The following is a 24408-nucleotide window of genomic DNA, read 5'->3' as shown; positions in this document are numbered from 1 at the left end:
AGCGGCGGGGGTGCTGCGAAGGCGCCGGGGCCTGCGGCGCCCGGCGACACGACCCGCACCCCACGGAGCTCAGCCGCAACGGACCCGCACCGGTCAGTTGCTCGGCGCCGGTGCCGGCGTCTCCTGCGGCACCAAGCCCAGCGCGGCGTCCCGCGCTGCCTCCACTTCGCGCCGTACCAGCCGGAACCACATGAACACCACGAACCCGGCGAAGACGAACCACTCGCCGGTGTAGCCGAGGTTCTGGAAGGCCTTGAGGTCCAGACCGGTCCCCTCGGGAGCCGTCGCCGGCACGGCCTTCATCCCCGAGTCGGCCTTGTCGAGCGTCACCCACGCGTCGTACAGCCGGTACGGGACCAGGTTCACCAGTGACGCCGAGCTGATCGCCGCCGTCTGGCCGGCAGGAAGCCCGCCGGCCGCGCTGACCCCGTTGTCCCCCGGAGTCTCGGACGCCTGCAACGCACCGGTGACGGTGACCTCACCGCTCGGCGGCGCGGGCACCTTCGCCGGGTCGGCCTTGCCGGGCAGCCAGCCCCGTACCACCGGCAGCGCCTTTCCGGAGCCGGTGCGCAGCAGGGTGAGCACGTAGAAGCCGTTCTTGCCGTCGAGCTGCCGGTCCGGCACCAGCAACTGCGTGCCGTAGTGCCCGCTCGCGGTGACCCGGCGCCCGGAGGTGGCCTTGTCGACGGGCAGCATCGAGTCCAGCGGGCGCGCGGTCTCCTGCCGGTCGGACGCGGCCTGCTCGGTCGCGGCCCGGTGGTCCTGCACCCGCCCCTCGAACCGGCTCAGCTGCCAGGTCCCCATGAAGATGCAGAACGGGATGGCGAGCAGCACGAAGACGTTGATGCCCCACCAGCGGGGTGTCAGCAGAAACCGGTACACGCCTTCCACGGTACGGCGCCCGCGCGCCCACCCCGCCCGCGGGTCCGCCTGCAGCTGGGGGGTTTCGTGATCGGCCGGGGTTTGCGGCGCCCGGCACGGCACCTCGCCGCGTTGTCGGACACCCGGGTGTGCCCGGTACGTGGGGCGCCCGGTACGTGGGTGATCCTCCGCCTCGCTATGCACCGCACCGTACGCCGCGGCCTGTCCGGCCTGATCCAGACGAAACCCCTTAGCTCCCGGTCGCCCTGCGCGCCCGCAGGGAGTAGATCAACGGGATGCGCGGGTGGTCCGCCGGGAAGCGGTGGTAGCCGTCGCGCACCTCGAAGTTCGCGAAGCGCGGGAAGAGCGACACGTCGTGCTCGTGGAGGAACTCGACCCGCAGCCCGGTCGTGGCGAGCGCGGTGACGACGTCACCGAGGGTGTGCTGCCACTGCACGCTGCGGTTGTGGAGGGTCGCGGCGTTCAGGTCGGCGTAGGTGCCGGGCTCGTCCCACACCTGGGCGTCGCGGTCGAAGTAGTCGCGCACGAAACGCGTGCCGGTCTCGTCGTCGAGGGCCTCGGTGATCGGGTGGAACTCGGCGAGGTACAGGAACCCGCCGGGCGCGACGAGCGAGGCGGCGGTCTCCGCCCAGCGGCGCAGGTCGGGCAGCCAGCACAGCGCGCCGAGCCCCGTGTAGACGATGTCGTACGACGGCTCGGGCACGGCCTCGGCCGCGTCGTACACGTCGGCGGTGACGAACGCGGCGCGCTCGGGGCCGTGGCCGAGGTCGGCGGCGAGGGCGCGGGTGGCCTCGACGGCCGGCGCGGAGAGGTCCAGGCCGACGACGCGGGCGGCGCCCCGGTGGACCCAGGAGAGCGTGTCGGTGCCGATGTGGCACTGCAGGTGCAGCAGCGTCTTGCCGCTGACGTCGCCGACCTCGTCCTTCTCGAAGTCGCGCAGCACGTCGGGGTGGGTCCGGAAGCCGGCGAGGTCGTAGTACTCCCCGGCGACGTGCACGGGCACCCTCTCGTCCCACATGGCCCGGTTGTCCTCGTGCCAGCCGTCGGGGGCGGGCCGCCCGCTGTCGGGGGCGGACTGATGGTCGACCGGGGAGCTCATGTGCGGGAAGTTATCCACAGGCTGCGCACACGCGCCACCCAATTGTCGGCGCGGCCAGGCACTATGGGCGCATGACTGGGGCGATGAGTGAGAACAACGGGCCGGGCGTGCGGGACACGGGCGGCATGCCGGACTGGGAGAAGCGCTTCCGCGCGCCGCGGGTGTCGCTGCCCGACTGGGCGGAGGACGCACCGGACCACTGCCTGTTCGTGTCGAACGCGACGGGCACGTACGAGCTGTACGCGTGGGACCGGGCGACGGGCGCCCAGCGGCAGGCCACCGACCGGCCGAACGGCACGACGGACGGCGTGCTCTCCCCGGACGGCGCGTGGATCTGGTGGTTCGACGACAAGGACGGCGACGAGTTCGGCATCTGGCGCCGCCAGCCCTTCGGCGGCGGCGAGGACGAGCCGGCCGTCCCCGGACTCGCCCCGTCCTACCCGGCCGGTCTCGCCCTGGCCCGTGACGGCCGTACGGCGGTCGTCGGCCGCTCCACGGACGAGGACGGCACGACGATCCACCTCGCGCGCGAGGGCGAGGACCCGGTGGAGATCTACCGGCACCGCGAGTCGGCGGGCGTCGGCGACCTCTCGCACGACGGATCCCTGATCGCCATCGAGCACACCGAGCACGGCGACGCCATGCACGCGGCGCTGCGCGTGCTGCGCCCCGACGGCACCCCGGTCGCCGAGCTGGACGACACCAAGGGCGGCACCGAGGAGCTGGGCCTCGAGGTACTGGGCTTCGCCCCCGTCGACGGCGACACCCGGCTGCTGATCGGCCACCAGCGCCGGGGCCGCTGGGAGCCGCTGGTGTGGGACGTGTCGACGGGCGAGGAGACCGACCTCGCCCTGGACCTGCCGGGCGACGTCGGCGCCGAGTGGTACCCGGACGGCTCGGCGCTGCTCGTCGAGCACGGCTTCGAGGCCCGCAGCGAGCTGTTCCGCTACGACCTGGCTACCCGCGAGCTGACCCGCATCCCCACCCCGCCCGGCTCGGTCTCGGGCGCCACCGCCCGCCCCGACGGCAGCGTGGAGTACCTGTGGTCGTCGGCCGCCGAGCCGCCCGCGGTCCGTTCGACGTCCGGCGGTGTCGTCCTGGACCCGCCCTCAGCCACCGCCGGGGGGACCCCCGGCACGGCCTGCCCGCCGTCGGTGCCCGTGGAGGACGCGTGGGTCGAGGGCCCCGGCGGACGCATCCACGCCCTCGTCCAGAAGCCGGCCGGCGCGACCGGCCCGCTCCCCACGGTCTTCGACCTGCACGGCGGCCCCACCTGGCACGACAGCGACTCCTTCGCCGCGGGCCCGGCCGCCTGGGTCGACCAGGGCTACGCGGTGATCCGCATCAACTACCGCGGCTCCACCGGCTACGGCCGCGCCTGGACCGACGCCCTGAAGCACCGGGTCGGCCTGATCGAGCTGGAGGACGTCGCCGCGGTCCGCGACTGGGCGGTCTCCTCCGGCCTCGCCGACCCCGACCGCCTGGTCCTCACCGGGGCCTCCTGGGGCGGCTACCTCACCCTGCTCGGCCTCGGCACCCAGCCCGACGCGTGGACGGTGGGCATCGCGGTCGTGCCCGTCGCGGACTACGTCACCGCGTACCACGACGAGATGGAGGCGCTGAAGGCCATGGACCGCACTCTGCTGGGCGGCACCCCCGAGGAGGTCCCCGGGCGTTTCGAGGCCTCCTCCCCGCTCACCTACGTCGACCGGGTCGAGGCCCCGGTCTACATCTCGGCCGGCGTCAACGACCCGCGCTGCCCGATCCGCCAGATCGACAACTACGTCAAGCGCCTGGAGGCCAGAGGCGCCGTCCACGAGGTCTACCGCTACGACGCCGGCCACGGCTCCCTGGTGGTGGACGAACGCATCAAGCAGGTGAGACTGGAACTGGACTTCGCCAAGCGGCACTTGGGGGTGTAGGGGGTCAGTGCAGTTCCGCCAGGCCCCGGCGGGTCGCGGCGACCACCACACGGTCCCCCTTCTCCAGGACATGGTCCGGTGCCGTGTCGGTGCGGCCCTCCAGTGCCAGCACCCGCCAGGAACCGGCGCGGAAAGCCTGTCGTACCGTGCGGCCCTCCAGTTGGGAGTGCCCGGCGACGTCCACCGCGGCGAACAGCAGCACCCTGCGCTCGACCGCGACGGCGCCGAGCACCTGCCGCCCCAGCATCGCCCCGGCGAACGCGGGCGCGGCCAGATGCGTGACGCTCCGGCTCCGGGTCAGCGCGTGCGGGTAGGCGGCACGCAGGGTGCGGTACACGGCGGTGGCGAAGTCGTCGTCGTACAGCCGCAGTACCACCCGCAGATCGGGCCGTACGTTCCGCGCGTACAGCACCGCCTCCAGGTTCGTGGTGTCCGCGCTGGTCACCGCGAGCAGTGCGTACGCCCGGTGGATCTTGGCGGACTCCAGCACCCCCTCCTGGGTGACGTCTCCGAGCACCACCGGCACCCGCAGCCGCCGCGCGGTCGCGAGGCCGCGTGCCTCGGGGTCGGACTCGACGCACACGACGGGGATGTTCAGCTCGCGCAGCCGGGTCAGCACCCGGGTGCCGATCTTCCCCAGTCCGAGCAGCACCACATGCCCGCCGAGGCCGCGCGGCGGTTTCCGCAGGGTGGAGGCGGTGCGGAAGGTGCCCAGCGCTTCCAGCACCGCCGCCAGCAGCACCGGGAGCAGCAGCAACCCGATCAGGCCGGAGAGGAGTTGGAGGACCTGTCGGCCCAGCGGTGCCCCCAGGGCGGGGTCGTCGATCGCGAACAGGTCCAGCAGGGTCAGATAGAAGGCCCGCAGCGGATGGATGCCGGGCGTGACCACCCACAGTGCGACGGCGAGCGCCAGCACGCACGCCACCATGCCCGCCAGCGACCACCGCAGCCGCCGGGAGAACAGCGAGGCGAACGGCGGCACCCCGCCCCGGCCCGGCGTCGCGGACTCGCCGCCGCCCGCTGAGGACACCTGCTCCAGCACCACCGCCGTCCGCCCGGCCGCCTGCCGTACCTCGTCGTCGTCCGGCAGCAGCCGCGGTTCCGGATCCGCGCCGTTCCCGGGGTCCGTACCGGTGGGGGAGAGCAGGGCGAGCGTGCACAGCCCGGTGCCGGCCCGGCGCTCGACGGCTCGCAGCAGCAGCCCCTCGGTCTGGACGACCTTGCTGGTGCCGGCGACGGCGGTGGCGGCCAGCGCGGGCGCGGCGGTGTCGGCGTCGGACAGCACGGTGGTGGACGCGTCCGTGCCGGCGTCGTCCTCGCCGTCGCCCGCCGCCAACGCGGCCGCCTGGTCGAGGAGTTCCTCGATGTGCTGGCCCAGCCGCCGGTTGTAGAGGCGGAGGACGAGCCGCAGGCGCGGGTTGAGGCGGCGGGCGGTCAGCGCGGCGCGGATGTTGGTCTCGTCGTCGTCGTGGACGAGGGCGAGCGCGGCGGCCCGCTCCACCCCGGCCTCGGCGAGCACGGCCTCGGTGATCTCCGGGGCGGTCAACACCCTCGCGCCGTCACCGCCGTTGGCGCCTGGGGCCGGCACGGTGCCCGCGGTGCCGGTGCCGGCGGGGCCGCGTCCGACGGTGGCGCCGACCACCCGGTCGAAAAGCGCCGCCGACGCGGACCGGGCCCGGCCGACCACCGGTGGTCGTGCGGTGCGCTCGTTCGGCGGTACGACCAGGGTGACCTGCTCGCCGTGGACTCCGCGCAGTTCGGCGGCCAGCCGGTGCGCGAGCCCGTCGTCCCCGGCCACCACCATGTGCGGGGCACTGGGCCCCCTTTGATACGGAACGCTCGCCACGAGGGAAAAGACTGCCCCAAGGAGAAGAGTGGTTCCAGCGATGGTGTGAACACTCGGGGGACGATGCGCGTACCGAGGGGGAGGGAGCGCACCAGGACAGCAAGCCGGAGGGAACCGCCCGTGGCCATCACCGAAGACGCCCCGCCCGGCGCGGACGTCGGCCCTCAGCCCGGTCCCGGGAGCCGCAGGCTCAGCTCCCCGTTGGTCCTGACGCTGATCCTGCTGCTGGCGGTGCTCGCCCAGTCGACGATCCGCGGGCTCCTCGGCACCCCGCTGATGCAGAGCTGGATGACGGTGTTCGTCGCGGTGACGCTCCAGGCGCTGCCCTTCCTCGTCCTCGGGGTGCTGCTGTCGGCGGCGATCGCGGTGTTCGTGCCCCCGTCGTTCTTCGCCCGCGCCCTGCCGCGCCGCCCCGCCCTTGCGGTGCCCGTGGCCGGGGTCGCGGGCGCGGTGCTGCCGGGCTGCGAGTGCGCGTCGGTGCCGGTGGCGGGCGCCCTCGTCCGGCGGGGAGTCACCCCGGCCGCCGCCCTGGCCTTCCTCCTGTCGGCCCCGGCGATCAACCCGGTCGTGCTGACCGCCACCGCCGTGGCCTTCCCGCGCGACCCGGAGATGGTGCTGGGCCGGTTCGCCGCGAGCCTGCTGGTGGCGTGTGCGATGGGCTGGCTGTGGCAGCGGCTCGGCCGTACGGACTGGCTGCGTCCGCCCGCCCACGGTGCGCACGAGGGCGCGACGAAGGGGGAGGCGTTCTGGAGTTCGGTGCGGCACGACACCGTGCACGCCGGCGGCTTCCTGGTGCTGGGCGCGACGGCCGCGGCCACGCTGAAGGCGGCGACTCCGGCGGACTGGCTGCGCATGGCGGCCGGGAACCCGGTCGTCTCCGTGCTCGCCCTCGCCGTCCTCGCCGTACTGCTGTCCATCTGCTCGGAGGCGGACGCGTTCGTCGCGGCCTCCCTCACCCAGTTCTCACTGACGGCCAAGCTGGTGTTCCTCGTGGTGGGGCCGATGATCGACCTCAAGCTGTTCGCGATGCAGGCCGGCACCTTCGGCCGTGGCTTCGCCCTCCGCTTCGCCCCCGCGACCTTCGCGCTGGCCGTCGCGGGCGGGCTCGTGACCGGGGCGGTGCTGCTGTGAACCGCCAGTCCCAGTCCGCCGTCATGTTCCTGCTCGGCGCGGCCCTGCTGCACGCGGGCGGTACCGGCCTCTACCTCAGGTACGTCAAGCCGGGCCTGCGTCCGCTGCTGCTGGCCTCCGGCGCGGTCCTGATCGCGGCGGCGCTGGCGACGGTCTGGTACGAGCGCCGGCGCGCCAGGGCGACCCACGGCCATGCGTCCCCGAAGGAGCACGCACACCCCGAACCCCGCGTGTCCTGGCTGCTGTTGCTCCCCCTCCTCGCCCTCATCCTCGTCGCCCCGCCCGCCCTCGGCTCCTACAGCGCCCTGCGCTCCGGTACGGCCCTGCAGAAGACGTACGTCTACGGCAGGCTGCCCGCCGCCGACCCCGCCCCGCTCTCCGTGATCGACTACGCCTCCCGAGCGGCCTACGGCCAAGGCCGTACCCTGAAGGGCCGCACGGTCCGTGTCACCGGCTTCCTCGCCCTGGACCACACGGGTGCGGCGTACCTGGTCCGCATGGCACTCAACTGCTGTGCCGCGGACGCCCAGCCGGTGAAGATCGCTCTGACCGGCGACCTGCCCCCGGTGCTCCGCCCGGACGCCTGGATGGAGGTGACCGGCACCTACACCCCCCGCCTCACCCGGGACCCGGTCAACAACGGCCCCGTCCCGTACCTGAAGGTCACCTCCGCACGCCCGGTCCCGGTGCCGCACGACCCGTACGACGAGACCTGGAACACCTGACGCCGGAACCCGTCGGCGCCGACCGGGTCGTCCCGGCCGCCACCGTGAACCAGCGGGCCCGGCACGATACGGCCCGCGTCCCTTCGAGGTGCCTACGCCTCCGTGCCTTGCGAGCCGAAGCGCTCCAGGTCCCGCAGCCACGCCTGGGCCGTGCCGTCCGACGGGGCGCGCCAGTCGCCGCGGGGGGAGAGCGAGCCGCCCGCCGAGACCTTCGGGCCGTTCGGCATCGCAGAGCGCTTGAACTGGGAGAAGGCGAAGAAGCGGCGGATGAAGACCTCCAGCCAGTGCCGGATGGCCGCGAGGTCGTACGTGCCCCGCTTGTCCTCCGGGAAGCCGGGCGGCCAGGCGCCGGCCTCCTTGTCGTGCCAGGCGTGCCAGGCCAGGAAGGCGATCTTCGAGGGGCGGAAGCCGTAGCGCAGGACGTGGAAGAGGGTGAAGTCGTGCAGGGCGTACGGGCCGATCTTCGACTCGGTGGACTGCATCTCCTCGCCGGGCACCAGTTCCGGGCTGATCTCGGTGTCGAGGATCGCGGCCAGGATCTTGCCGGTCTCGTCGTCGAACTGCCCGCTGCTGATGACCCACCGGATGAGGTGCTGGATCAGGGTCTTCGGTACGCCGGCGTTGACGTTGTAGTGGCTCATCTGGTCGCCGACGCCGTACGTCGACCAGCCGAGCGCCAGCTCGGACAGGTCGCCGGTGCCGAGCACGATGCCGCCGCGCTGGTTGGCGAGCCGGAACAGGTAGTCGGTGCGCAGGCCCGCCTGGACGTTCTCGAAGGTGACGTCGTACACCGGTTCGCCGGAGGCGAAGGGGTGGCCGATCTCCTTCAGCATCAGCCGCGCGGTCGGCGTGATGTCCAGCTCGGCGGCGGTGACGCCGAGGGCCCGCATCAGCCGGTGCGCGTTGTCCTTGGTGTGGTCGCTGGTGGCGAAGCCGGGCAGGGTGAAGGCCAGGATGTCGCTGCGCGGGCGGCCGGCGCGGTCCATCGCGCGGGCGGCGACGATCAGCGCGTGCGTGGAGTCCAGGCCGCCGGAGACGCCGATGACCACCTTCGGGCCGCCGATCGAGGCGAGCCGCTGCTGCAGCCCCGCGACCTGGATGTTGTACGCCTCGTAGCAGTCGAGGGCGAGGCGTTCGGCGTCGGCGGGCACGAACGGGAAGCGTTCGAGGCTGCGGCGCAGGCCGAGGTCGGTGCCGGCCGGCGGGGCGAGCTCGAAGGACACCGTGCGGAAGCCGGTGGTGCGTGCGGCGTGGGTGCGGCCGTTCTCGCCGAACGTGCCCATCCGCTGCCGCTCCTGCCGCAGCAGGTCCAGGTCGACGTCGGCCACCGCGTACTGCTCGCCCAGCGGGAACCGGTCGGTCTCGGCCAGCAGTGCCCCGTTCTCGTAGATCAGGGTCTGGCCGTCCCAGGACAGGTCGGTGGTCGACTCGCCGAGGCCGGCCGCCGCGTAGACGTACGCCGCGAGACAGCGCGAGGACGCCGAGCGGCACAGCAGCTTGCGGTCCTCGGCCCGGCCGACCGTGATGGGGCTGCCGGAGAGGTTGACGAGGACGGTCGCGCCGGCGAGGGCCGCCTCCGCGCTCGGCGGCACCGGCACCCACATGTCCTCGCAGATCTCCGCGTGCAGCACCAGGCCGGGCACGTCGGCCGCCGCGAAGAGCAGGTCCACGCCGAACGGGACGTCCGCACCGCCGAGCCGGATCGTTCCGCCGCGCTCGGCGTCGCCGCCCGCGATCTGGCGCCGCTCGTAGAACTCCCGGTAGTTCGGCGGGTACGACTTCGGTACGACGCCCAGGATCCGGCCGCGGTGCACGAGCACCGCGCAGTTGAAGATCCGGTCGCGGTGGCGCAGCGGCGCGCCGACGACCAGTACCGGCAGCAGATGTGCCGACTCGGCGACGATGGTGGCGAGCGCCGTCTCGACGTCGTCGAGCAGGGCGTCCTGCAGCAGCAGGTCGTCGATCGCGTACCCGGACAGGCTCAGCTCCGGGAACACGGCGACGGCGACGCCCTCGCCGGCGCAGCGGCGGGCATGGCGCAGGACCGCCTCGGCGTTGGCACGCGGGTCGGCGATGACGGTGTGGCCCGTACACGCGGCGACGCGCGCGAAGCCGTGCTGGTAGATCGACCAGAAGCTCAACGGGACCTCTTTCCGAAGCGACTTTCCTACGGATAAAGCCTACGGGGCGGCCCACGCCCGCCGCCCACCTGCGGGTTTCAGCATGCTGAGGCCCTGCGTGAGCCGTCGGCCCGCACCCGGCTCCACCCACGGGTGCAGGGTGGTGGAGGTTTCTCCATCGACCCGTGGGTGGTGGTGATCGCCTGTCTGCGCGGAGCAGTCTGGAGGCATGGGTTCCTCCCTTCACTCGGCGCTCGTCGCGCTCGTCGTCGTCTGCGTCTGGGTCTTCGTCGCGGCCTGGATCGCGGGCGCCGTCTACTTCGGCGTGAAGAGCCACGCCGGCCCGCGCGGCTGGATACGAGGACTGCGCCGCACGCTGCCGCGCCGCCTGGCGCTGGTCGCGGGCGCAGTCCTCTTCTCCGTCCTGGTACGGCACAGCGGCGGCTTCTGGCGCCATCTGCGGTACTGGCAGCCGGAGTTGGCGCTGCTCGGCGGCCTGCTCGCCGTCGCCGCCACCGCCCTGCTGCTGTGGGCGCGCTGGGTGCTGGGCACCATGTGGTCCAGCATCCCGACGGTCAGAGACCACCACGAGCTGCGCACGGACGGCCCCTACCGGCTGGTCCGTCACCCCATCTACACCGGGCTGCTCGGCCTGGTGATCGGCGCCGTGCTCGCCGACGGCTTCGGCGTCTGGATCGCCGTCCTGGCGGTGGCCGTCGTCTGGCTGCTCCGACGGGTCCGGGTCGAGGACGCGCTGATGGCCGGGCGGTTCGGAGCCGCCTACGAGGCCTACCGCGCGCAGGTCCCGGCACTGATCCCCCGGATACGGCCGCCGCGCCGGCGGCCCCCTCGGGCGCCGGCCGCCCGCGCCGGATCCGGAGCACGGGAGGAGTCGTGACGCTTGCTACATTCCCCGGTGTGGTGAGCATGGAGGCGGCGGACCGCCGATGAGCGGGGCGACGCCGAGGGCGCCGCAGCCTTCGCCGGCCGCGGCACGGCAGATGTGGCCGTTGTACGCGGCCGGGTTCACCACGGCCTTCGGCGCGCACGGCATCGCGGCGAACCTGGGCGGTCACACGAAGGGCGCGGTCACCTCGTTGCTCGTGCTGGGCGGGCTGCTCGCCCTGTACGACGGCGCCGAGGTGGTCCTCAAACCGGTCTTCGGCACCCTCGCCGACCGGATCGGCGCCCGCCCTGTGCTGCTCGGCGGGCTCGTGGCCTTCGCGGTCGCCTCCGCGCTGTACGTGGTCGCGGACAGCCCGGGCTGGCTGTGGGCGGCCCGGCTCGGCCAGGGCGCGGCGGCCTCCGCGTTCTCGCCGTCCGCGTCCGCACTGGTGGCCCGGCTGAACCCGGCCGCCCGGCACGGACGCGCGTTCGGCAGCTATGGCTTCTGCAAGTCCATCGGCTACACGCTCGGCCCGCTGCTCGGTGGAGTTCTGGTATGGGCCGGCGGGCTGTGGCTGCTGTTCGCCGTCCTGGCGGCGCTGGGTGCGGCGGTGGCCGTGTGGGCCGTGGTCGCCGTCCCTGTCGTACCCCCGCTGCCGAAGGCCCGGCAGACCGTGCTCGACCTGGCCCGGCGGCTGGCCGACCCGGTCTTCCTCGCCCCGACGTCCGCGCTCGCGGCGGCGACCGCCGCGCTGTCGGTGGGGGTCGGTTTCCTGCCGGTCTCGGGCCGGGTGGCGGGGCTGGGCACGGTGGCCACCGGGGCCGCGGTGTCGCTGCTCGCCGCCTGCGCGGCGGTCGTCCAGCCGCGTGCCGGACGTGCTCTGGACGGCGGGCGGCTGACCACGCGTTCCGGTCTGGCGGCCGGGCTGCTGGTCACCGCCGCCGGCCTGGGCTGCGCGACGCTGCCGGGACTGACCGGCATCCTCCTCGGCGCCGCCCTCATCGGTGCCGGGACGGGCCTGATCACCCCGCTCGGCTTCGCGGCGCTGGCGTCGTCGACCCCTCAGGAGCGACTGGGCCAGACGCTGGGGGCGGCGGAGTTGGGGCGCGAACTGGGCGATGCCGGTGGACCGCTGCTGGTGGCGGCGGTCGCCTCCTCGGTCTCGCTCACGTACGGCTTCGCCGTGCTGGGGATGCTCATCGGGGTGGGCGCGGGGGCGGCGTTCAGCCGCCGCCGCTGATCGGCGGCGCGTCGGCAGGGTGGTGCGCCCTGGCCGCGACCACGGCCAGGGTGCTTCGCCGGATCAGGCGACGTGCAGGGTGAGGGCCGCGGTGTGCAGCGTGCCGCCGGTCTGGAACTGGAGGAACAGCCGCCAGTCGCCGGACCGGGCGAACTCGGCGTGGAAGGTGAGAGCCGGTCCGCCGTGGCCGCCATCGGCCTGCGTCTCCGGGTGGAGATGCGCGAAGGCCAGGTCGCCCTGGTGGAAGGCGGTCAGGTGGGCGTAGGCGCCGAGGTACGGCTGGAGGTCGGTGACCGGCCTGCCGTCCTTGGTGACGGTGGCGGTGAGCTGGTGCGCCATGCCGGCCATCGGTTCGCCCTTCACCGTCACGGTGTAGCCGTCGACGGCGGCGGTGCCGGACACCTTCGGCAGGGGCGAGGCCGTCGCCGTGCCGGGCACCCGCACGGTGCGGCTGAGCACGAAGGTCTCGCCCCTGCCGGCGCCGCCGTCCGGGATGAAGGAGGCGTACAGCCGCCAGGTGCCCGGCCGCAGCGCGGCCAGCGGCGCGGTCCAGGTGCCGTCGTCGGCCATGGTCGGGTGCACGTGCTGGAAGCCGGTGAGATCGGAGCGGATGGCGTAGAAGTGCATCCGCCGGGTCTGGTCCACGGCGAAGGCGGTGACCGGCTTGCCGTCCGGGCCGGTGACGGTGAAGCGGTAGTCGGCCGCCTTGCCGGCGGGGAGGCCGGAGGCGGTGGCGGTCATCCGGTAGCCGTTCTTCTCGGCGGCCAGGCCGTTGCCGGTGGACGCCTGGTCCATACCGGGCATCGACGCCATCGAGTCGTCCGCCGCCTCGCCCGTTGCGTGGGGCGAAGCCGACGCCGGGTGGGACGGCATGGCGCTGGAGTCCATGCCGGCCATGCCGGCGTCGTGGCCGGAGTCGGAGCCGCAGGCGGCGAGGGTCAGGGTGAGGGCCGCGGTGGCGGCGGCCGCCGCGAGGGTGTGACGGGTCGTCCGGAGTCGCTGGGACATGTGTGTGTCTTTCCAGGTGGGCGCCGTGGAACGGCGCGGGTGAACGGATGAGAGCCGTGCGGGACCGCGGCGCCGGCCGGATCCCGGAGGTCTCGTCACGTCCGTGCGACGCACACCTGGAGCAGAAGTCCGCGCCCGCCGCCCGGTGGACCGCGCCGCCGGGTGCCGTCCGAACCCGGCCGGGCCCACGGCAGCAGGGCGGCGGCCGGCAGTACGAGGGCGACGGCCCCGACCGGGGGCGACGGCATCTCGGACCGGGGCGTCGTGGCCTGACACAGCGCGCCCCGCGTGCCCTCGTCCGCACGGGCGGGAGCCGCGGCGGTGGCCGCGGTCGGGGAACCCTCTGCCGGGAGTGCGGCCATGGGGGCCGTCGGCGTCGGTCCCTTTCCGCGCGGTTGGGGAGCGTGCCCGGCGTCTGCCGTCCCGGGGTGGTCGGCCGTCCCGTGGTGGGGGGCCGCATGTGCGGGCGTTGCGGGGTGGCCGGCCGGCTGGTCGACCGGCGCGGCAGGGGCCGAGCGCGGGACGGCGGAGCCGGTGTCCGGCATGCCCCCGTGGCACCCGCTCGCGGCGGCGGCCGGGTCGCCGTGCATGAGGAACAGCCCGAGCAACAGCGCGAGGAGCACGGCCGGGTGCACCGCTCGGTGGCGGGCCCCGTGCGTGCCGGCGACGGGCTGCGTGGCAGTCACGGGTTCACCATACGAGGAGGTGTGCGCGGGAAACCGGGGGAGTGGGCCGACCGGCGTACAGGGCGGACGCCAGGGGCGGTCCGGCGCAGGCCAGTGGCCGCGCCCGGTCGGAGGCCGAACTCACCACCGGAGCGGACGCCGGGGCGCGGCGGTGCCCCGTAAGGGGCGCGGGGAACTGCGCGGCCGGCCACGACCGACCCGCCCCGGCGCACGAGCCGCCCCGGTGGCGCTGCCCCGCAAGCGGCTTGTCGCCCCCGGTCAGGACACCCCCACCGACTTCAGCAGTACATGAAAGTCGTGCGCCGCCTCCGCCGTAGCGAGCATCGCCGCGGCCAGGACACCCGCCGTCACCGCGGTGAGCACCGGATGCCGCCCCACCGGCGGAGCCAGCAGCGCGGCGACGCGCCGCGGCACCGGCCCGGCCTTCGCGAGAGCGTTCCGGCGGCCGAGGATGCCGAGCGCCGCACCGGCGACCCGGGCGAGCGCGGGGGCGCGACGGGCGGCGAGGGCCGCCTTGCCGACCGTACGGGCCACCCGCCTGCGGTCACCGGTCGAGGCGGCCGCGGTCTCGTCGGCCCACCGCTCGATGGTGTAGGTGACGGCGTCGGCGAAGGGCCGCAGGAACGGGTTGGCGGCGGCGCCGAGCTGGGCGAGCGCGACGAAGGCGTAGTGGTGGCAGGCCAGATGCGCGCGCTCGTGGGCGAGCAGGATGGCGTGCTCGGACTCGTCCAGGCTGTGCAGCATGCCGGTGGAGACGACGACCCGGCCGGGGAGTCCGGGCAGGGCGAAGGCGTCGGGGGCGTCGTCCGGGACGACGACCAGGCCGTCCCGCGCGGGCATGCAGGCGGCCTCCCACGCGGCGGTGGCCAGGGAGCGGGCCCGTCGGCCCAGCATGCGCGCCGCCATGAGCACGGCGCCGCCGAGCAGCAGGCCGGCGATCAGCGAGACGGACAGCGCGGCGGGGTCGTCGTGCCGGGCGGTCCCGGCGGACCAGTGGCCCACCGCGGCGAGCTGCGGGATGCGGATCAGGCCGGCCACGGCCAGCAGGCCCAGGGAGACGGTGCTCGCCGCGCCCAGTACCAGGGCCGAGGCGGTGAGCAGCCAGGTGGCGAGGCGGGGTTCGCAGCGTTCGGCCAGCGGGCGGGCGCCGAGCGGGGCGATGAGCGAGAGCAGCGGCGGCAGATAGACGGCGATGTGCATGCCGGGCGGCCCCCTTCCTGTTCCTACCGGTCCTGCCGGTTGCTTCCTACCGGTCCTGCGGTTGCTGTCGGTCCTGTGGATCCTGTCGGCCCTACTGGCCGAAGTGGTGGTCGGGCCCGAGCAGCTGACGCAGCAACTCGGCGTCGGTGTCGGACAGTTCGTCGGCGAAGCGGGCGAGGACGGCCTCGCGGTCGGGCCGTTCCTCCAGGACGGTGCACATCCGGCGGGCGGCGAACCCGGCGTCGTCGGTGACGGGAGAGTAGGCGTAGGCCCTGCCGCGGGGAGCGCGGCTGAGCAGGCCCTTGGTGTGCATCCGGGTCAGGATCGTCACCACACTGCTGTACGTCAGCTCGTCCCCGAGCCGCCCGGCGACCTCCCCGGGAGTCAGCGCGCCCTCGGCCCGCTGCAGCACACCGAGGATCTCGGCCTCGCGCGCTCCGTTGGCCCGCTTCGGGCCGCGTCCCTGCGTGTGGGCGCCCATGGGTTTGTCGTGCTCCCGATCGTCTTCTACAGGCGTGTAGAACCTCTACGGTCGTGTAAGTGCTGTCGTGGTCCGAGTGTGCCATGCGTTCCCGTCCCGGGGGCAGGCGGGACGGCGGACAGCGGAGGGCGGCGAGGACGAAAGGAAGCCTTCCTGATCCACCGTGTCGTCATCGGCGTGGGCCTGCTAGGCCTGCCGGCCACCGGAGTGCTGACCGCCTCCGGTCCGGCGGTCCGCCGCGCGCCCGACCGACCGGCGACCGCCCCGCGCAGCCGCTCACCCGGCCGCCCGGCGGAGCCCGCCACGCAGGCCCGAGGCCCCCGGACCCTGTGCGGTCCGGGGGCCTCGGCGCCGTACCCGGTGTTCCCGAGGGTGCCCGGGTGCGGCGCGTGGGGACGGGGCGTGGCGTTACGGGGTCGGCGTCTTCCAGATGCCGCGGCCGTGCGTGGCCACGTACACCTGGCCGCCGTCCGGGCTCGGTGCGAGGTAGACCGCCGGCGAGGTCGGCAGGCCGGTGCCCAGGCGCGACCAGTGGCCCGTCGAGGTGCTGGTGAAGACGCCCAGGTCGGTGGCGACCACGAGAGTGCCGCTCCTGGTGATCAGCGCCGCGTTGGCCGGAGCGTCCGGGAAGGAGTCGGAGGCTGCGGGGTCACCGCTGACGTCCGTCCAGGTCGCGCCGCCGTCCGTGGTCCGCCAGACGTGGCCGTAGCCCGCGCCGGGGCCCTCGTTCCAGTGCCGCGAGAAGCCGTTGACCACCGCGTAGACCGTCCTGCCGGAGGCGTCGGACGGGTCGATGGCCAGATTGGAGACGTAGCGGTTGGGGAAGGCGGCCGGCAGGCTCACCTGGTGCCAGGTGCCGCCGTAGTTGGTGGCGATGCCCCGCCCGAAGGTGCCGTCGACCGCGGAGCAGGGACCGCACCATGCCGCCCACGTCACATGGTTGCGGCTGACCACCGCGGAGGCGGAGTGGCCGGCGCCCAGGTCGTACAGCTTGGTCCAGTCGGCGCCGGAGGTGCTCTGCCAGGTCTTGGTGTTGCCCCAGACGTACTGGCCGCCCGCGACCCACAGGCCGTTCGGGTCGGTCTCGTCCGCGCCGAACGGAGCGGTGAAACGGGCTCCCGGGTCGCCGGGCGCGATGTCGGTGATCACGTCCTCGGAGCCGTCGTCGCTCGCGGTGTAGCCGCAGTTGTTCGTGATCTGCAGCGCCAGGTCGACGTACTCGCCGACCGTCTGGCAGCCGTTGTCCGGGTTGACCAGCTGGTCGCCGCCGTCCCCGCCGTACGGAGAGACCATCTCGCCGTTCGGGTTGAGCTGCTGCCCCTGGTAGGTGGCGCCCTTGGGCGCGAGCAGGGAGACGCCGTTGTCCTGCAGGCCGCCCCAGACGGCGTCACCGCTGCCGTCGGTCATCCTCCCCGCGCGCACCGAGTAGTACTGGAGGGTGCGCAGGGTGCCGGACTCGTTGAGGTTGCGCCATCCGGTGGTCGTCTGGGTGGTCGGCCGGGCGTAGGCACCGCCGTCGTTGCCGACGAACACCTCCGGCGTGCTGCCCTTCCACTGCGAGAAGGCGAGCGCGTGCTGGTCGGAGTGCATCACGTCGCCGTCGCAGGTGTTCGCGGCGAGGTCGTACGAGAAGCACTTCATGCCGAAGTTCCAGTAGCGGCCGATCGCCTTCCAGGTGGCGCCGCCGTCGCGGGACTCGAACATCTCCTCGAGACCCAGGTAGACGTGGTTCGGGTCGTTCGGGTCGACCGCGACGACCTGGTCGTACCAGGCCTGCGAGCCGGGCTGGTAGCCGCTGCCGATCTCGCTGACCTTCATCGCGGAGCCGCTCGCCGACAGCGACGAGGAGGTCGCGATCTGCTGGAACGAGCCGTTGGCGTCGCCGCTCCGGCTGACGTACACACCGGCCAGGACCGAGTACACGCCGGAGCCCGAGGCCTTGTTGAGGAGCTTCGGAGACTCCATCGAGACGTACAGCCTGCTGCCGTCGGCCGCGTACGCGAACGCGGCGTTGCCGATCTCCGCGGGGTTGATCGCACCGGTCGGGTTGGCGCGCTTCCAGGTGGTGCCGGCGTCGTCGGAGTAGTAGAAGCCGTTGTAGTCGGCGCCGCTGCGCCAGGCCACGTTGGCCAGCAGCTTCTTGCCGCCGCTGCCGGGCTGTACGGCGATGTCGTTGGCGATGTCCGCGTAGTGGCTGTCCACCCCGCAGCCCACTCCGCTGACCCCGACGCCCGCGCAGGGGGCGAGGACCTTCGTCCAGGCGGCGCCCTGTGCGGCCGACAGCGGGCGCCGGAAGACGCCGTGCGAGGAGGCCGCGAAGACGTAGCCGACGGCCTTGTCGAAGGTCAGGGTGTGGATGGAGCTGGAGTCCAGCTCGCTGCCGCCCACCTTGTCGCTCTCGTCGAAGGTGCCGGTGACCGGGTCCGCGAGCCGGTAGACGCCGCTGCCCAGGTAGTTGTCGGACGCGGTGGTCGCCTCGCCGGTGGCCAGCCACAGCGAGCCGTCGGGTGCGACCGTGAGGGCGCCCACGGACAGGGCGGGCAGCCGGTCGGCGATCGGCGTCCAGGTCTTCCCGTCGTCGGTGGACCGGAACACACCGCCGCCCGCGGCACCGGCGTACACCACCCCCTGGTGCGTGGGGTCGGTGGCCAGGGCGGCGATACGCCCGGCCGAATGCCCGGCACCTCCACCGGAGTTGGAAGCCGACTGGTCGCGGTAGTGCAGGGCGTCCTCGTTGTACGGCGAGGTCGTCACCTCGCTCCAACTCCCGGACGCCACCGGCATGTTCTTCACGTGCGCCCATGCGTCGGCGTACGCGCCCGGAGCGATCTGTCCGCTGGGCGAGAGCCTCGGCTCGTTGAACGAGTCGAGGGACTCCATCAGTTCGTGGGACTCCTCGCCCGCCACGTCATGGCGGCCGGATCCCGAGTCGCCGCCCACTCCGTACGCGGCGACGGGTCCCGTCCCCGCTATCAGCAGCGCGGCGGCGACGACGGCGAACGCGGTCCGCCCACCGCCCTCCGCCCCGCTGCGCGATCTGCGCCGTGCGGAATACACACGCATGGACTGTCTCCGGCTTCTTCGGCGTAGGTGGCGACCGCCCCTACGGCCGCACTTGATCTCCTACTGCCGAGCGCCGGAACCGTACTCCCGCCCCCTGCCTCAACCCCAGGGGTTTACACCGAGTTTATAGCTTGACAAACGTAATGATTGTCAAAAACAACCTCGTTCGCCACCTCACCCCTTCGAAGCGGGGCCGACCCTCCGTCACATGCAGCGCAATGACCGACGCATTCGTTACCCGAGCTGCGGGCCGGCCCGTGCGGGAGCGGAAACGGGACGGAAGCGGTCGGGCCGGGCCGCGAGGCAGTCATGGACGCGGCCGGCGTATCGGGCAAGGTCGGTGGGTCCAGGCGTATCCCGTCCGGCCTGCCGGGGCCGGCACGGATTTCCTCGCACTCTCGCGTTGCACCTTCACCGGTGGTGGACACGTAGGGACGGAAGCAGCGAGAGGAAGCCATGGCCATCGACAGCGAGGACGAGTTCACCGATGTCTACCGCGCCCACTACGAGGACGTGCTGCGCTTCGTCCGCCGGCGTGCTCACCCGATGAACGTGGACGACATCGTCGGTGAGACGTTCCTCGCCGCGTGGCGTCGTCGCAGGGAGCTGCCGGAGGATCCACGTCCTTGGCTCTTCGGCACCGCGCGCAACGCGATGCTCAACGCCCGGCGCGGACAACGTCGCCAGACGGCTGTCGCGGTGCGTGTCATGGAGAACGGTGGCGACGACAGCTACGACGGGTTGACCCGGGCCGAGGAGCGGATGGACCTGGTGGCCGCCTGGCGGCGGCTGTCGGCCGCCGACCAGGAAGTACTGGCGCTCCATGTCTGGGAGGGCCTCACGGACCGGGACGCCGCCACCGTGCTCGGCTGTTCACGCGCGGCCTACACGATGCGGCTGTCCCGCTCCAGACGTCGGTTGGCCAAGCTGTTCGGCCCGACCGGTCGAACCACCCCCGCTCCGGCTCAGGCGCACTGAAGGAAGAGACGTGAACGATCACGAGAAGAACCTCCCCCGGTTGCTGGCCGCTCTGGACGCTGCTCCCGTCCGCGAACTGACCGAAGCCGAAAGCAACCGTAAGGAACACCTGTTGCGTACCGTGATGAACAGTGCGGCGCCCACCTCGCAGCCTGCCGTTCCCCCACGCCGTCGTCGCCCCTTGCTCTGGGCGGCGGCCGGGGCCGTCACCGCCACCGCGGCCGTCGTGGCCGTCGTCGCTCAGAACCTGCACAGCGCGCCCGGCTCGGGTGTCCTGCCCGCGGCGGAACTCGCCGGCTGGACCGGCACCCCGAGTCGTCCGACGACCGGCTCGCCCGAGGCCACCGGCGCCGAGAAGTGGTGTGTCAAGGCTCTGGGCAGTGACCACTCCGGCAAAGCGGTCTCGTACGCCAACCTGGACGTGCGCGGCTCCATCACCTCGGTGGTCGTCACCGACGGGAAGACCGTCTCCTACTGCCTCACCGACAAGGCCGGCCACGGCATGGCCGAAGTGATCGATCCTGTCAAGCCGCTCGCCGGCGACGCGGTCGAGGTGGACTCGGCCGGTGGTCACGGCGAAGGGAGCACCGGCCTCAACTACCTCGTGGGCTCGGTGGGACCCGACGTCAAGGGTGTGACCCTGCACGACGGAGGCCGCACCATCGAGGCCACCGTCCAGAACAACCGGTTCACCGCCTGGTGGCCGTCCGCCGAACCGACCGGCAGCGCCGGCAAGGTCGACATCACCCTGAAGGACGGCTCCACTCGGACCGTCTCCGGCGACTCCGTCTTCCCGAAGGACTGAGGAACCGGCGCGGTCGGCCGGTTCGGCCTCACTCAGCCACCTGCGGCTGCTCTCCGCCATGCACCATTGCGCGGCCTCAGCTCTGTCGGCACCGGTGGTGAGCCCCGCCTCGGGGGTTCAGGATGGAGACAACGGCGGATCACGTGCCAATACGGTGATCATGCGGTCGGACTGGTCACAGCCATGAATTCGTAGCGCTGCTCGCGCCGGTGCCTCACCGAGCGCGGGTCGAGCGGATCACCACTGAGCGTGCCTGGCGTGCCGGCTGCCCGGGGCCAGTCCATGAAGGCAGGGGGGCCGGGTGAGGAGGGCTGCGATGACCACAGAGGCTGAACTGCTCAGATCCGACGATCAGCGGCTTGAGGAGCTGTTTCGCAAGAGTCCGGCCGGCGAGATTCCCAAAGGCCCGATGGAGGGTCTGGCGATCTTCCCGGCGACAGGACGTGTGGGAGCGTGGCTGCTCGCCGGTCTCGTGAACCTGACCGCGTGGCGAGGCAAGGTCTTCAGCCCGGACGGTTACCTCAGCAACCGGCTCACCGCGATGGACATCCTGTCCATCGTCGCCATGGTCGGGCCCGGCCCGAGCCGCCTGGACGACCAGGAGTGCATCGTCATCGACTACTCCCACACGTCCTTGGTGTTCGCAGGCGTGCGCGACGAACTCCGTCAGGTCGGCCCGGACCTGTACCTGGGCCTGATCTGGCTGGCCAGCCGCAAGATCGGATGGTTCACGCTGCGCAACCCTGACAACGCGGACAACGGCAACGCATAGGACCGACCGCGCCGAAGCCCCGGTGCCCTGATGACTGCCGTTCCGAGCGCCCGCCGCGAGGCGGCGGCCTCCCCGCGAACACTCAGCGAGACCCGTCAGCGCGTCGGGTGTTCGGTCTGCGGGTGAGGGTCCTGCACCCATGCCGACATCACGAGAGGTCCTGACCTTGCCTCCCTCCACGAATCGCCTCCGCAGAGCAGCACTCCACACGTCGCGCGGCGTGGCACCCGCCAGGTTCTCCCGGCACCGGCCGGTCGCCGTCCTGACGGCATCGGCCACCGTGGCGCTGGCCCTGACGGGACTGCCTGCCGCCACGCCCCCCACCGGCACGCCGACAGCGCTGCACGGAACAGTCACCAGCGCGGGAAAGCCGCTGTCTCACGCCGACGTCACTCTCTTCACCGGAGACCGGCAAGGGGTCCGGAAACTGGGGCGCGCCATGACCGACGCCAAGGGAGCCTTCCAGATCCGGTACACCCGGCCCACGGGCTCGGTGCTGTATGCCGACGCCGCGCCCCCCGGCGACCGCGCGCTGCGCCTGCGTTCCGTCGTGGGATTCGGCTCGGGAGGCGGCGTCCCCCCACGCTCCGAGTCCGCTGTCACGATCAACGAACTCACCACCGTCGCCGCCGCCTACGCACTGGCCCAGTTCACCGACACCCACGGCATCACCGGGCCGAGCCCCGGCATGGAGAACGCCGCAGCCACGTCCTACAACCTCGCCGATCCGGCTTCCGGCAGACCGGGCAAGGTCGTCACCGACCAGAACAACGGCAGCAAGAACGACACCCTGGCCACCCTTGGCACCTTGGCCGACCTCGTCTCCCTCTGCGCGCCGACGGCGGACACCGGGCGATGCCAAGACATGCTGCGCCTGGCAACACCGCAGCACGGGACCACTCCCGCCGACACGGCACAAGCCGTGCTCAACCTTGCCCACGACCCGAGACTGGCCACCGGCAAGCTGTACGCCCTGACCGGCCGGGCACACACCTACGGCCCCGCGCTCACCGCGGCACCGTCGGCCTGGATCCTCGCTCTGCACTACACCGCCCCCGACGTCTACGCCCCGGGCCGGATGGCCATCGACACCAAGGGCAACGTCTGGGCCTCCAACAACTGGCTGCCCGGAACGAGAAACCCCAGCCCCTACGTCACCGTGCAGGACCCGGTGGGCAACCCCACACTGAACAGCCCCATCAGCGGCGGCGGCATGAAGGCAGGCGCATGGGGCATCGCCATCGACCACGACGGCGCCGTGTGGGTGCCCAGCTACGGCGGCGATGCCATGGCGAAGTACTCGTCGACAGGAAAGCCGCTGTCGCCCGGCACAGGATTCAAGAACGGCGACCTGAACCATCCGCAGGGCACCGCGGTCGATCAGAAGGGCAACGTCTGGATCGCCAACTTCTACGGCCTGAAAGGCAACCGCGGCCAGGGAAGCGTGATCGTCTACCCCCATGGAGACCCCTCGAAGGCGATCACCATCAAGGGCGGCGGCCTCGACCACCCGTTCTCCATCCAGATCGACGGCTACGGCCGGGCCTGGGTCAGCAACGCCCGCCTCAACGGGGCAAAGCTTCTGGACACACGCGTGCCCAAGGGCCACGTCGGCGGGAGCGTCACCGTGATCGGACCCGACTTCAAGCCGACCTCGTTCTCCCCCATCAAGGACAAGTCGCTCGACTGGCCTCTCGCCCTGGCCGTCGACTCCGAGAACAACGTCTGGGTGCCCGGCTTCGTCAGCAACTCGGTCACCGAGATCGGGCCGAACGGAAAGGTCACAGGCGCGTACAAGCTGCCAACCGCCATCGCGCCCTGGTCCCTGGCCGTCGACGGGTCCGACCGCATATGGATCGCCGGCTTCGGCGCCCCCTCCGTCTCCGTCCTGTGCGGCGTGAACACCAGCGCCTGCCCGCCCGGCTCCGCCACCGGCTCCCTGCTGTCGCCGCCGCACGGCTATCGCAGCAACTCCATCCAGCACCTCACCGCCGTCCAGCTCGACCAGTCCGGCAACGTCTGGCTGGCCAACAACTGGTCCAAACTCCTGCCACCCACCGGCGGCAACGGCCTGGTCGAACTCATCGGAGTCGCCACACCTGTCTGCACCCCCCTGACCCCGGTACCCGCCCGCCCGGCGACGACCAGCTCAACCGCCTGTCCCGCTCGGACGAGCACACAGCCCCGATGACCACGCCCAGTGATGCAGCAGGTCGGGCGTGCCGGGTAGGCGGAGCGATCTCGACCTGGAACCGCTTCGGCGCGAGTGAGCATGGGGGACAGGGATCTTCGGCGCAGACCCGCGACGGTCGTAGACACTCAGGAATCGACAGTCACGCAGAGACGCAGCGGAGTCGGAGGCCCCTCACCGAGTTGGTAAGGGCCAGGTCGCGATTCAACGGCGGCCGAACCGTTGGAGGGGAAGTTCAACGGTGCCGGCAAGGCGGCGTTCGACACGTTCAAGGCGCATGCCGACGAGATCACGGCGGATCTGAACGGTTCGCTGGGGGCGATCCTGGGCGGTCAGTCCGGTATGGACACGGCGTTCGGCAGTGGTGACGTCGAGTTGGGCGACAACGCGCACCAGAACATGGGCGCTGCCAACTTCGACGCCGCCCGCTTCGGCGCGCGGTAACCGTCGGCGAAGAGGGACTCACCGCTGCCGCCACCATTTTCAAGGGGGATTCGATCATGACCCAGAATCAGGACCGCCGCTCGTACGACACCGGCGCCTCCGCCGACGTACAGACCAGCCTGTCCGGAATCATCGGGCAGTTGGAGCGCGTGCTGGCAGACCGCGACCGGGCGGTCAAGGCTGCGATGGCCGACTTCCGGGCCGACGGTGTCTCGGATGAGTACCACGGCAAGGAGGTCCGCTGGCACAAGGCCGCAGCTGAGGTGCGCGAGATCATCTGTCTGGTCCGCAACACACTGGAGCAGAACGACGGCACGGCTCAGGCCACCCTCGCCAAGGCGAAGGCAGCGGCCGACAATATCGGCTGACCGGCGGTTGGCGATGTCCCTCTCCGCCCCCGTCGGCCGCTCGCCCGAACAGGCCATGCATATGTAGCCTGCGCGACCATGGCTGACATGTTCGAGCTGATGCTCGCCTTGGACTTGCGTGACGAGTTGTCGGCGGGGGAACTCACGGAGCGCGATGGCATCTGGGAGTGGGCCCCCAACCGGACACATTCCGTATCGTCACCGAATTTCCGGTCGTGGTGGAGGACGAAGACGAAGAATTCGTCATCGAGGATCACCCTAAGCCCCTTCTCAGCCAGCACGGTGATGGCTACAAGGTCGGGGGTGCACTTGTCTCCGTGCTGCTGCGCCGGCAGGACACGGGGCAGGAGGGCTGGGCGCTGACCAGCCGACAGGAAATCCATCCGGACGATTTCGAGCGCACTGGTGAACTCCTCAACTGGCTCGCGGCCAAGGCCAGTGAGCGGCACCGAGGCTCCGGCGGCGACGTCCATTTGGGATGGATCCGGTGCCACGAAGAGCGCCTGCCCGCGCCTTTGATAGTGCGTGACGGCGCAGTCGTCTGGCCGTCATAGGTCCGGG

General features: G+C 72.3%; 20 protein-coding genes and 1 pseudogene. 12 read left to right on the top strand and 9 right to left on the bottom strand.

The genetic code is table 11. The annotated features are described in order from the left end of the window. Window positions 1-93: 93 nt before the first annotated feature. Both AC5WRT_RS37070 and AC5WRT_RS37065 read right to left on the bottom strand, forming a co-directional pair. The gene (locus tag AC5WRT_RS37070) at window positions 94-882 is read right to left on the bottom strand and encodes an SURF1 family protein (protein WP_496096647.1); all 789 of its coding nucleotides are present in this window, start codon (window positions 880-882) and stop codon (window positions 94-96) included. A 229-nt stretch (window positions 883-1111) separates the two neighbouring features. Continuing rightward, entirely contained in the window at window positions 1112-1900 is a 789-nt protein-coding gene (locus AC5WRT_RS37065) for a class I SAM-dependent methyltransferase (RefSeq protein WP_496101032.1), read from the bottom strand. Between the two features lie 164 nt (window positions 1901-2064). Between AC5WRT_RS37065 and AC5WRT_RS37060 the strand changes: the two genes are divergently transcribed. Beyond that, window positions 2065-3903, top strand: coding sequence for a S9 family peptidase (locus AC5WRT_RS37060; RefSeq protein WP_496101031.1), 1839 nt, complete (start codon window positions 2065-2067; stop codon window positions 3901-3903). A 4-nt stretch (window positions 3904-3907) separates the two neighbouring features. On the opposite strand, the gene AC5WRT_RS37055 is transcribed toward AC5WRT_RS37060, so the two are convergent. After that, entirely contained in the window at window positions 3908-5707 is a 1800-nt protein-coding gene (locus AC5WRT_RS37055) for an NAD-binding protein (RefSeq protein WP_496096645.1), read from the bottom strand. 162 nt (window positions 5708-5869) lie between these two features. Here AC5WRT_RS37055 and AC5WRT_RS37050 point away from each other — a divergent pair, with 162 nt between their 5' ends. Next, window positions 5870-6880 carry a permease gene (locus AC5WRT_RS37050; protein ID WP_496096644.1) on the top strand — a complete coding sequence of 337 codons (1011 nt, stop codon included), beginning with the start codon at window positions 5870-5872 and terminating at the stop codon, window positions 6878-6880. After that, window positions 6877-7605 (top strand): TIGR03943 family putative permease subunit, encoded by a 729-nt coding sequence (locus AC5WRT_RS37045; RefSeq protein WP_496096643.1) that lies wholly within the window; start codon window positions 6877-6879, stop codon window positions 7603-7605. The genes AC5WRT_RS37050 and AC5WRT_RS37045 overlap by 4 nt, the downstream gene beginning before the upstream one ends. Before the next feature lie 92 nt (window positions 7606-7697). Here the strand turns inward: AC5WRT_RS37045 and AC5WRT_RS37040 are convergent, their stop codons facing one another. Then, window positions 7698-9746, bottom strand: coding sequence for an NAD(+) synthase (locus tag AC5WRT_RS37040; protein ID WP_496096642.1), 2049 nt, complete (start codon window positions 9744-9746; stop codon window positions 7698-7700). A gap of 208 nt (window positions 9747-9954) precedes the next feature. Between AC5WRT_RS37040 and AC5WRT_RS37035 the strand changes: the two genes are divergently transcribed. Together AC5WRT_RS37035 and AC5WRT_RS37030 are read left to right on the top strand one after the other, a co-directional pair. Then, a complete protein-coding gene (locus tag AC5WRT_RS37035) occupies window positions 9955-10623 on the top strand; it encodes a methyltransferase family protein (protein ID WP_496096641.1) in 669 nt (222 codons plus the stop codon). A 103-nt stretch (window positions 10624-10726) separates the two neighbouring features. Then, window positions 10727-11851 (top strand): MFS transporter, encoded by a 1125-nt coding sequence (locus AC5WRT_RS37030; protein ID WP_496096712.1) that lies wholly within the window; start codon window positions 10727-10729, stop codon window positions 11849-11851. 63 nt (window positions 11852-11914) lie between these two features. Here the strand turns inward: AC5WRT_RS37030 and AC5WRT_RS37025 are convergent, their stop codons facing one another. From AC5WRT_RS37025 to AC5WRT_RS37005, 5 genes are all read right to left on the bottom strand, one after another. Continuing rightward, on the bottom strand, window positions 11915-12859 hold the full coding sequence (locus AC5WRT_RS37025; RefSeq protein WP_496096640.1) for a DUF8832 domain-containing protein: 945 nt from the start codon (window positions 12857-12859) through the stop codon (window positions 11915-11917). A gap of 95 nt (window positions 12860-12954) precedes the next feature. Further along, complete coding sequence (locus tag AC5WRT_RS37020; protein ID WP_496096639.1) at window positions 12955-13545, bottom strand: hypothetical protein; 591 nt, start codon at window positions 13543-13545, stop codon at window positions 12955-12957. 258 nt (window positions 13546-13803) lie between these two features. Further along, complete coding sequence (locus tag AC5WRT_RS37015; protein ID WP_496096638.1) at window positions 13804-14745, bottom strand: M56 family metallopeptidase; 942 nt, start codon at window positions 14743-14745, stop codon at window positions 13804-13806. A 91-nt stretch (window positions 14746-14836) separates the two neighbouring features. Continuing rightward, the gene (locus AC5WRT_RS37010; protein WP_496096637.1) at window positions 14837-15226 is read right to left on the bottom strand and encodes a BlaI/MecI/CopY family transcriptional regulator; all 390 of its coding nucleotides are present in this window, start codon (window positions 15224-15226) and stop codon (window positions 14837-14839) included. A gap of 408 nt (window positions 15227-15634) precedes the next feature. Then, window positions 15635-18289 carry a WD40/YVTN/BNR-like repeat-containing protein gene (locus AC5WRT_RS37005; protein ID WP_496101030.1) on the bottom strand — a complete coding sequence of 885 codons (2655 nt, stop codon included), beginning with the start codon at window positions 18287-18289 and terminating at the stop codon, window positions 15635-15637. A 456-nt stretch (window positions 18290-18745) separates the two neighbouring features. Here AC5WRT_RS37005 and AC5WRT_RS37000 point away from each other — a divergent pair, with 456 nt between their 5' ends. The 7 genes and pseudogenes from AC5WRT_RS37000 (at window position 18746) to AC5WRT_RS36970 (ending at window position 24401) form a co-directional block, all read left to right on the top strand. Continuing rightward, complete coding sequence (locus AC5WRT_RS37000; protein WP_496096635.1) at window positions 18746-19267, top strand: RNA polymerase sigma factor; 522 nt, start codon at window positions 18746-18748, stop codon at window positions 19265-19267. Between the two features lie 10 nt (window positions 19268-19277). Next, entirely contained in the window at window positions 19278-20072 is a 795-nt protein-coding gene (locus AC5WRT_RS36995; RefSeq protein ID WP_496096634.1) for a hypothetical protein, read from the top strand. Between the two features lie 316 nt (window positions 20073-20388). Continuing rightward, complete coding sequence (locus tag AC5WRT_RS36990; protein WP_496096633.1) at window positions 20389-20844, top strand: hypothetical protein; 456 nt, start codon at window positions 20389-20391, stop codon at window positions 20842-20844. 220 nt (window positions 20845-21064) lie between these two features. Further along, window positions 21065-23035: an NHL repeat-containing protein gene (locus AC5WRT_RS36985; protein WP_496096632.1), complete on the top strand. Its 1971-nt coding sequence runs from the start codon at window positions 21065-21067 to the stop codon at window positions 23033-23035. A gap of 210 nt (window positions 23036-23245) precedes the next feature. Continuing rightward, a pseudogene (locus AC5WRT_RS36980) lies at window positions 23246-23479 on the top strand (hypothetical protein); the annotation flags it as partial. Between the two features lie 56 nt (window positions 23480-23535). Then, complete coding sequence (locus tag AC5WRT_RS36975) at window positions 23536-23847, top strand: pore-forming ESAT-6 family protein (RefSeq protein WP_496096631.1); 312 nt, start codon at window positions 23536-23538, stop codon at window positions 23845-23847. 215 nt (window positions 23848-24062) lie between these two features. Continuing rightward, window positions 24063-24401, top strand: a complete 339-nt coding sequence (locus AC5WRT_RS36970; RefSeq protein WP_496096630.1) for a hypothetical protein — start codon at window positions 24063-24065, stop codon at window positions 24399-24401. Window positions 24402-24408: the final 7 nt, after the last annotated feature.

The organism is Streptomyces sp. NTD91 (assembly GCF_059510455.1).
Note: the sequence above shows the minus strand (reverse complement) of the source record. Positions and strands in the feature narration are given on the sequence as shown.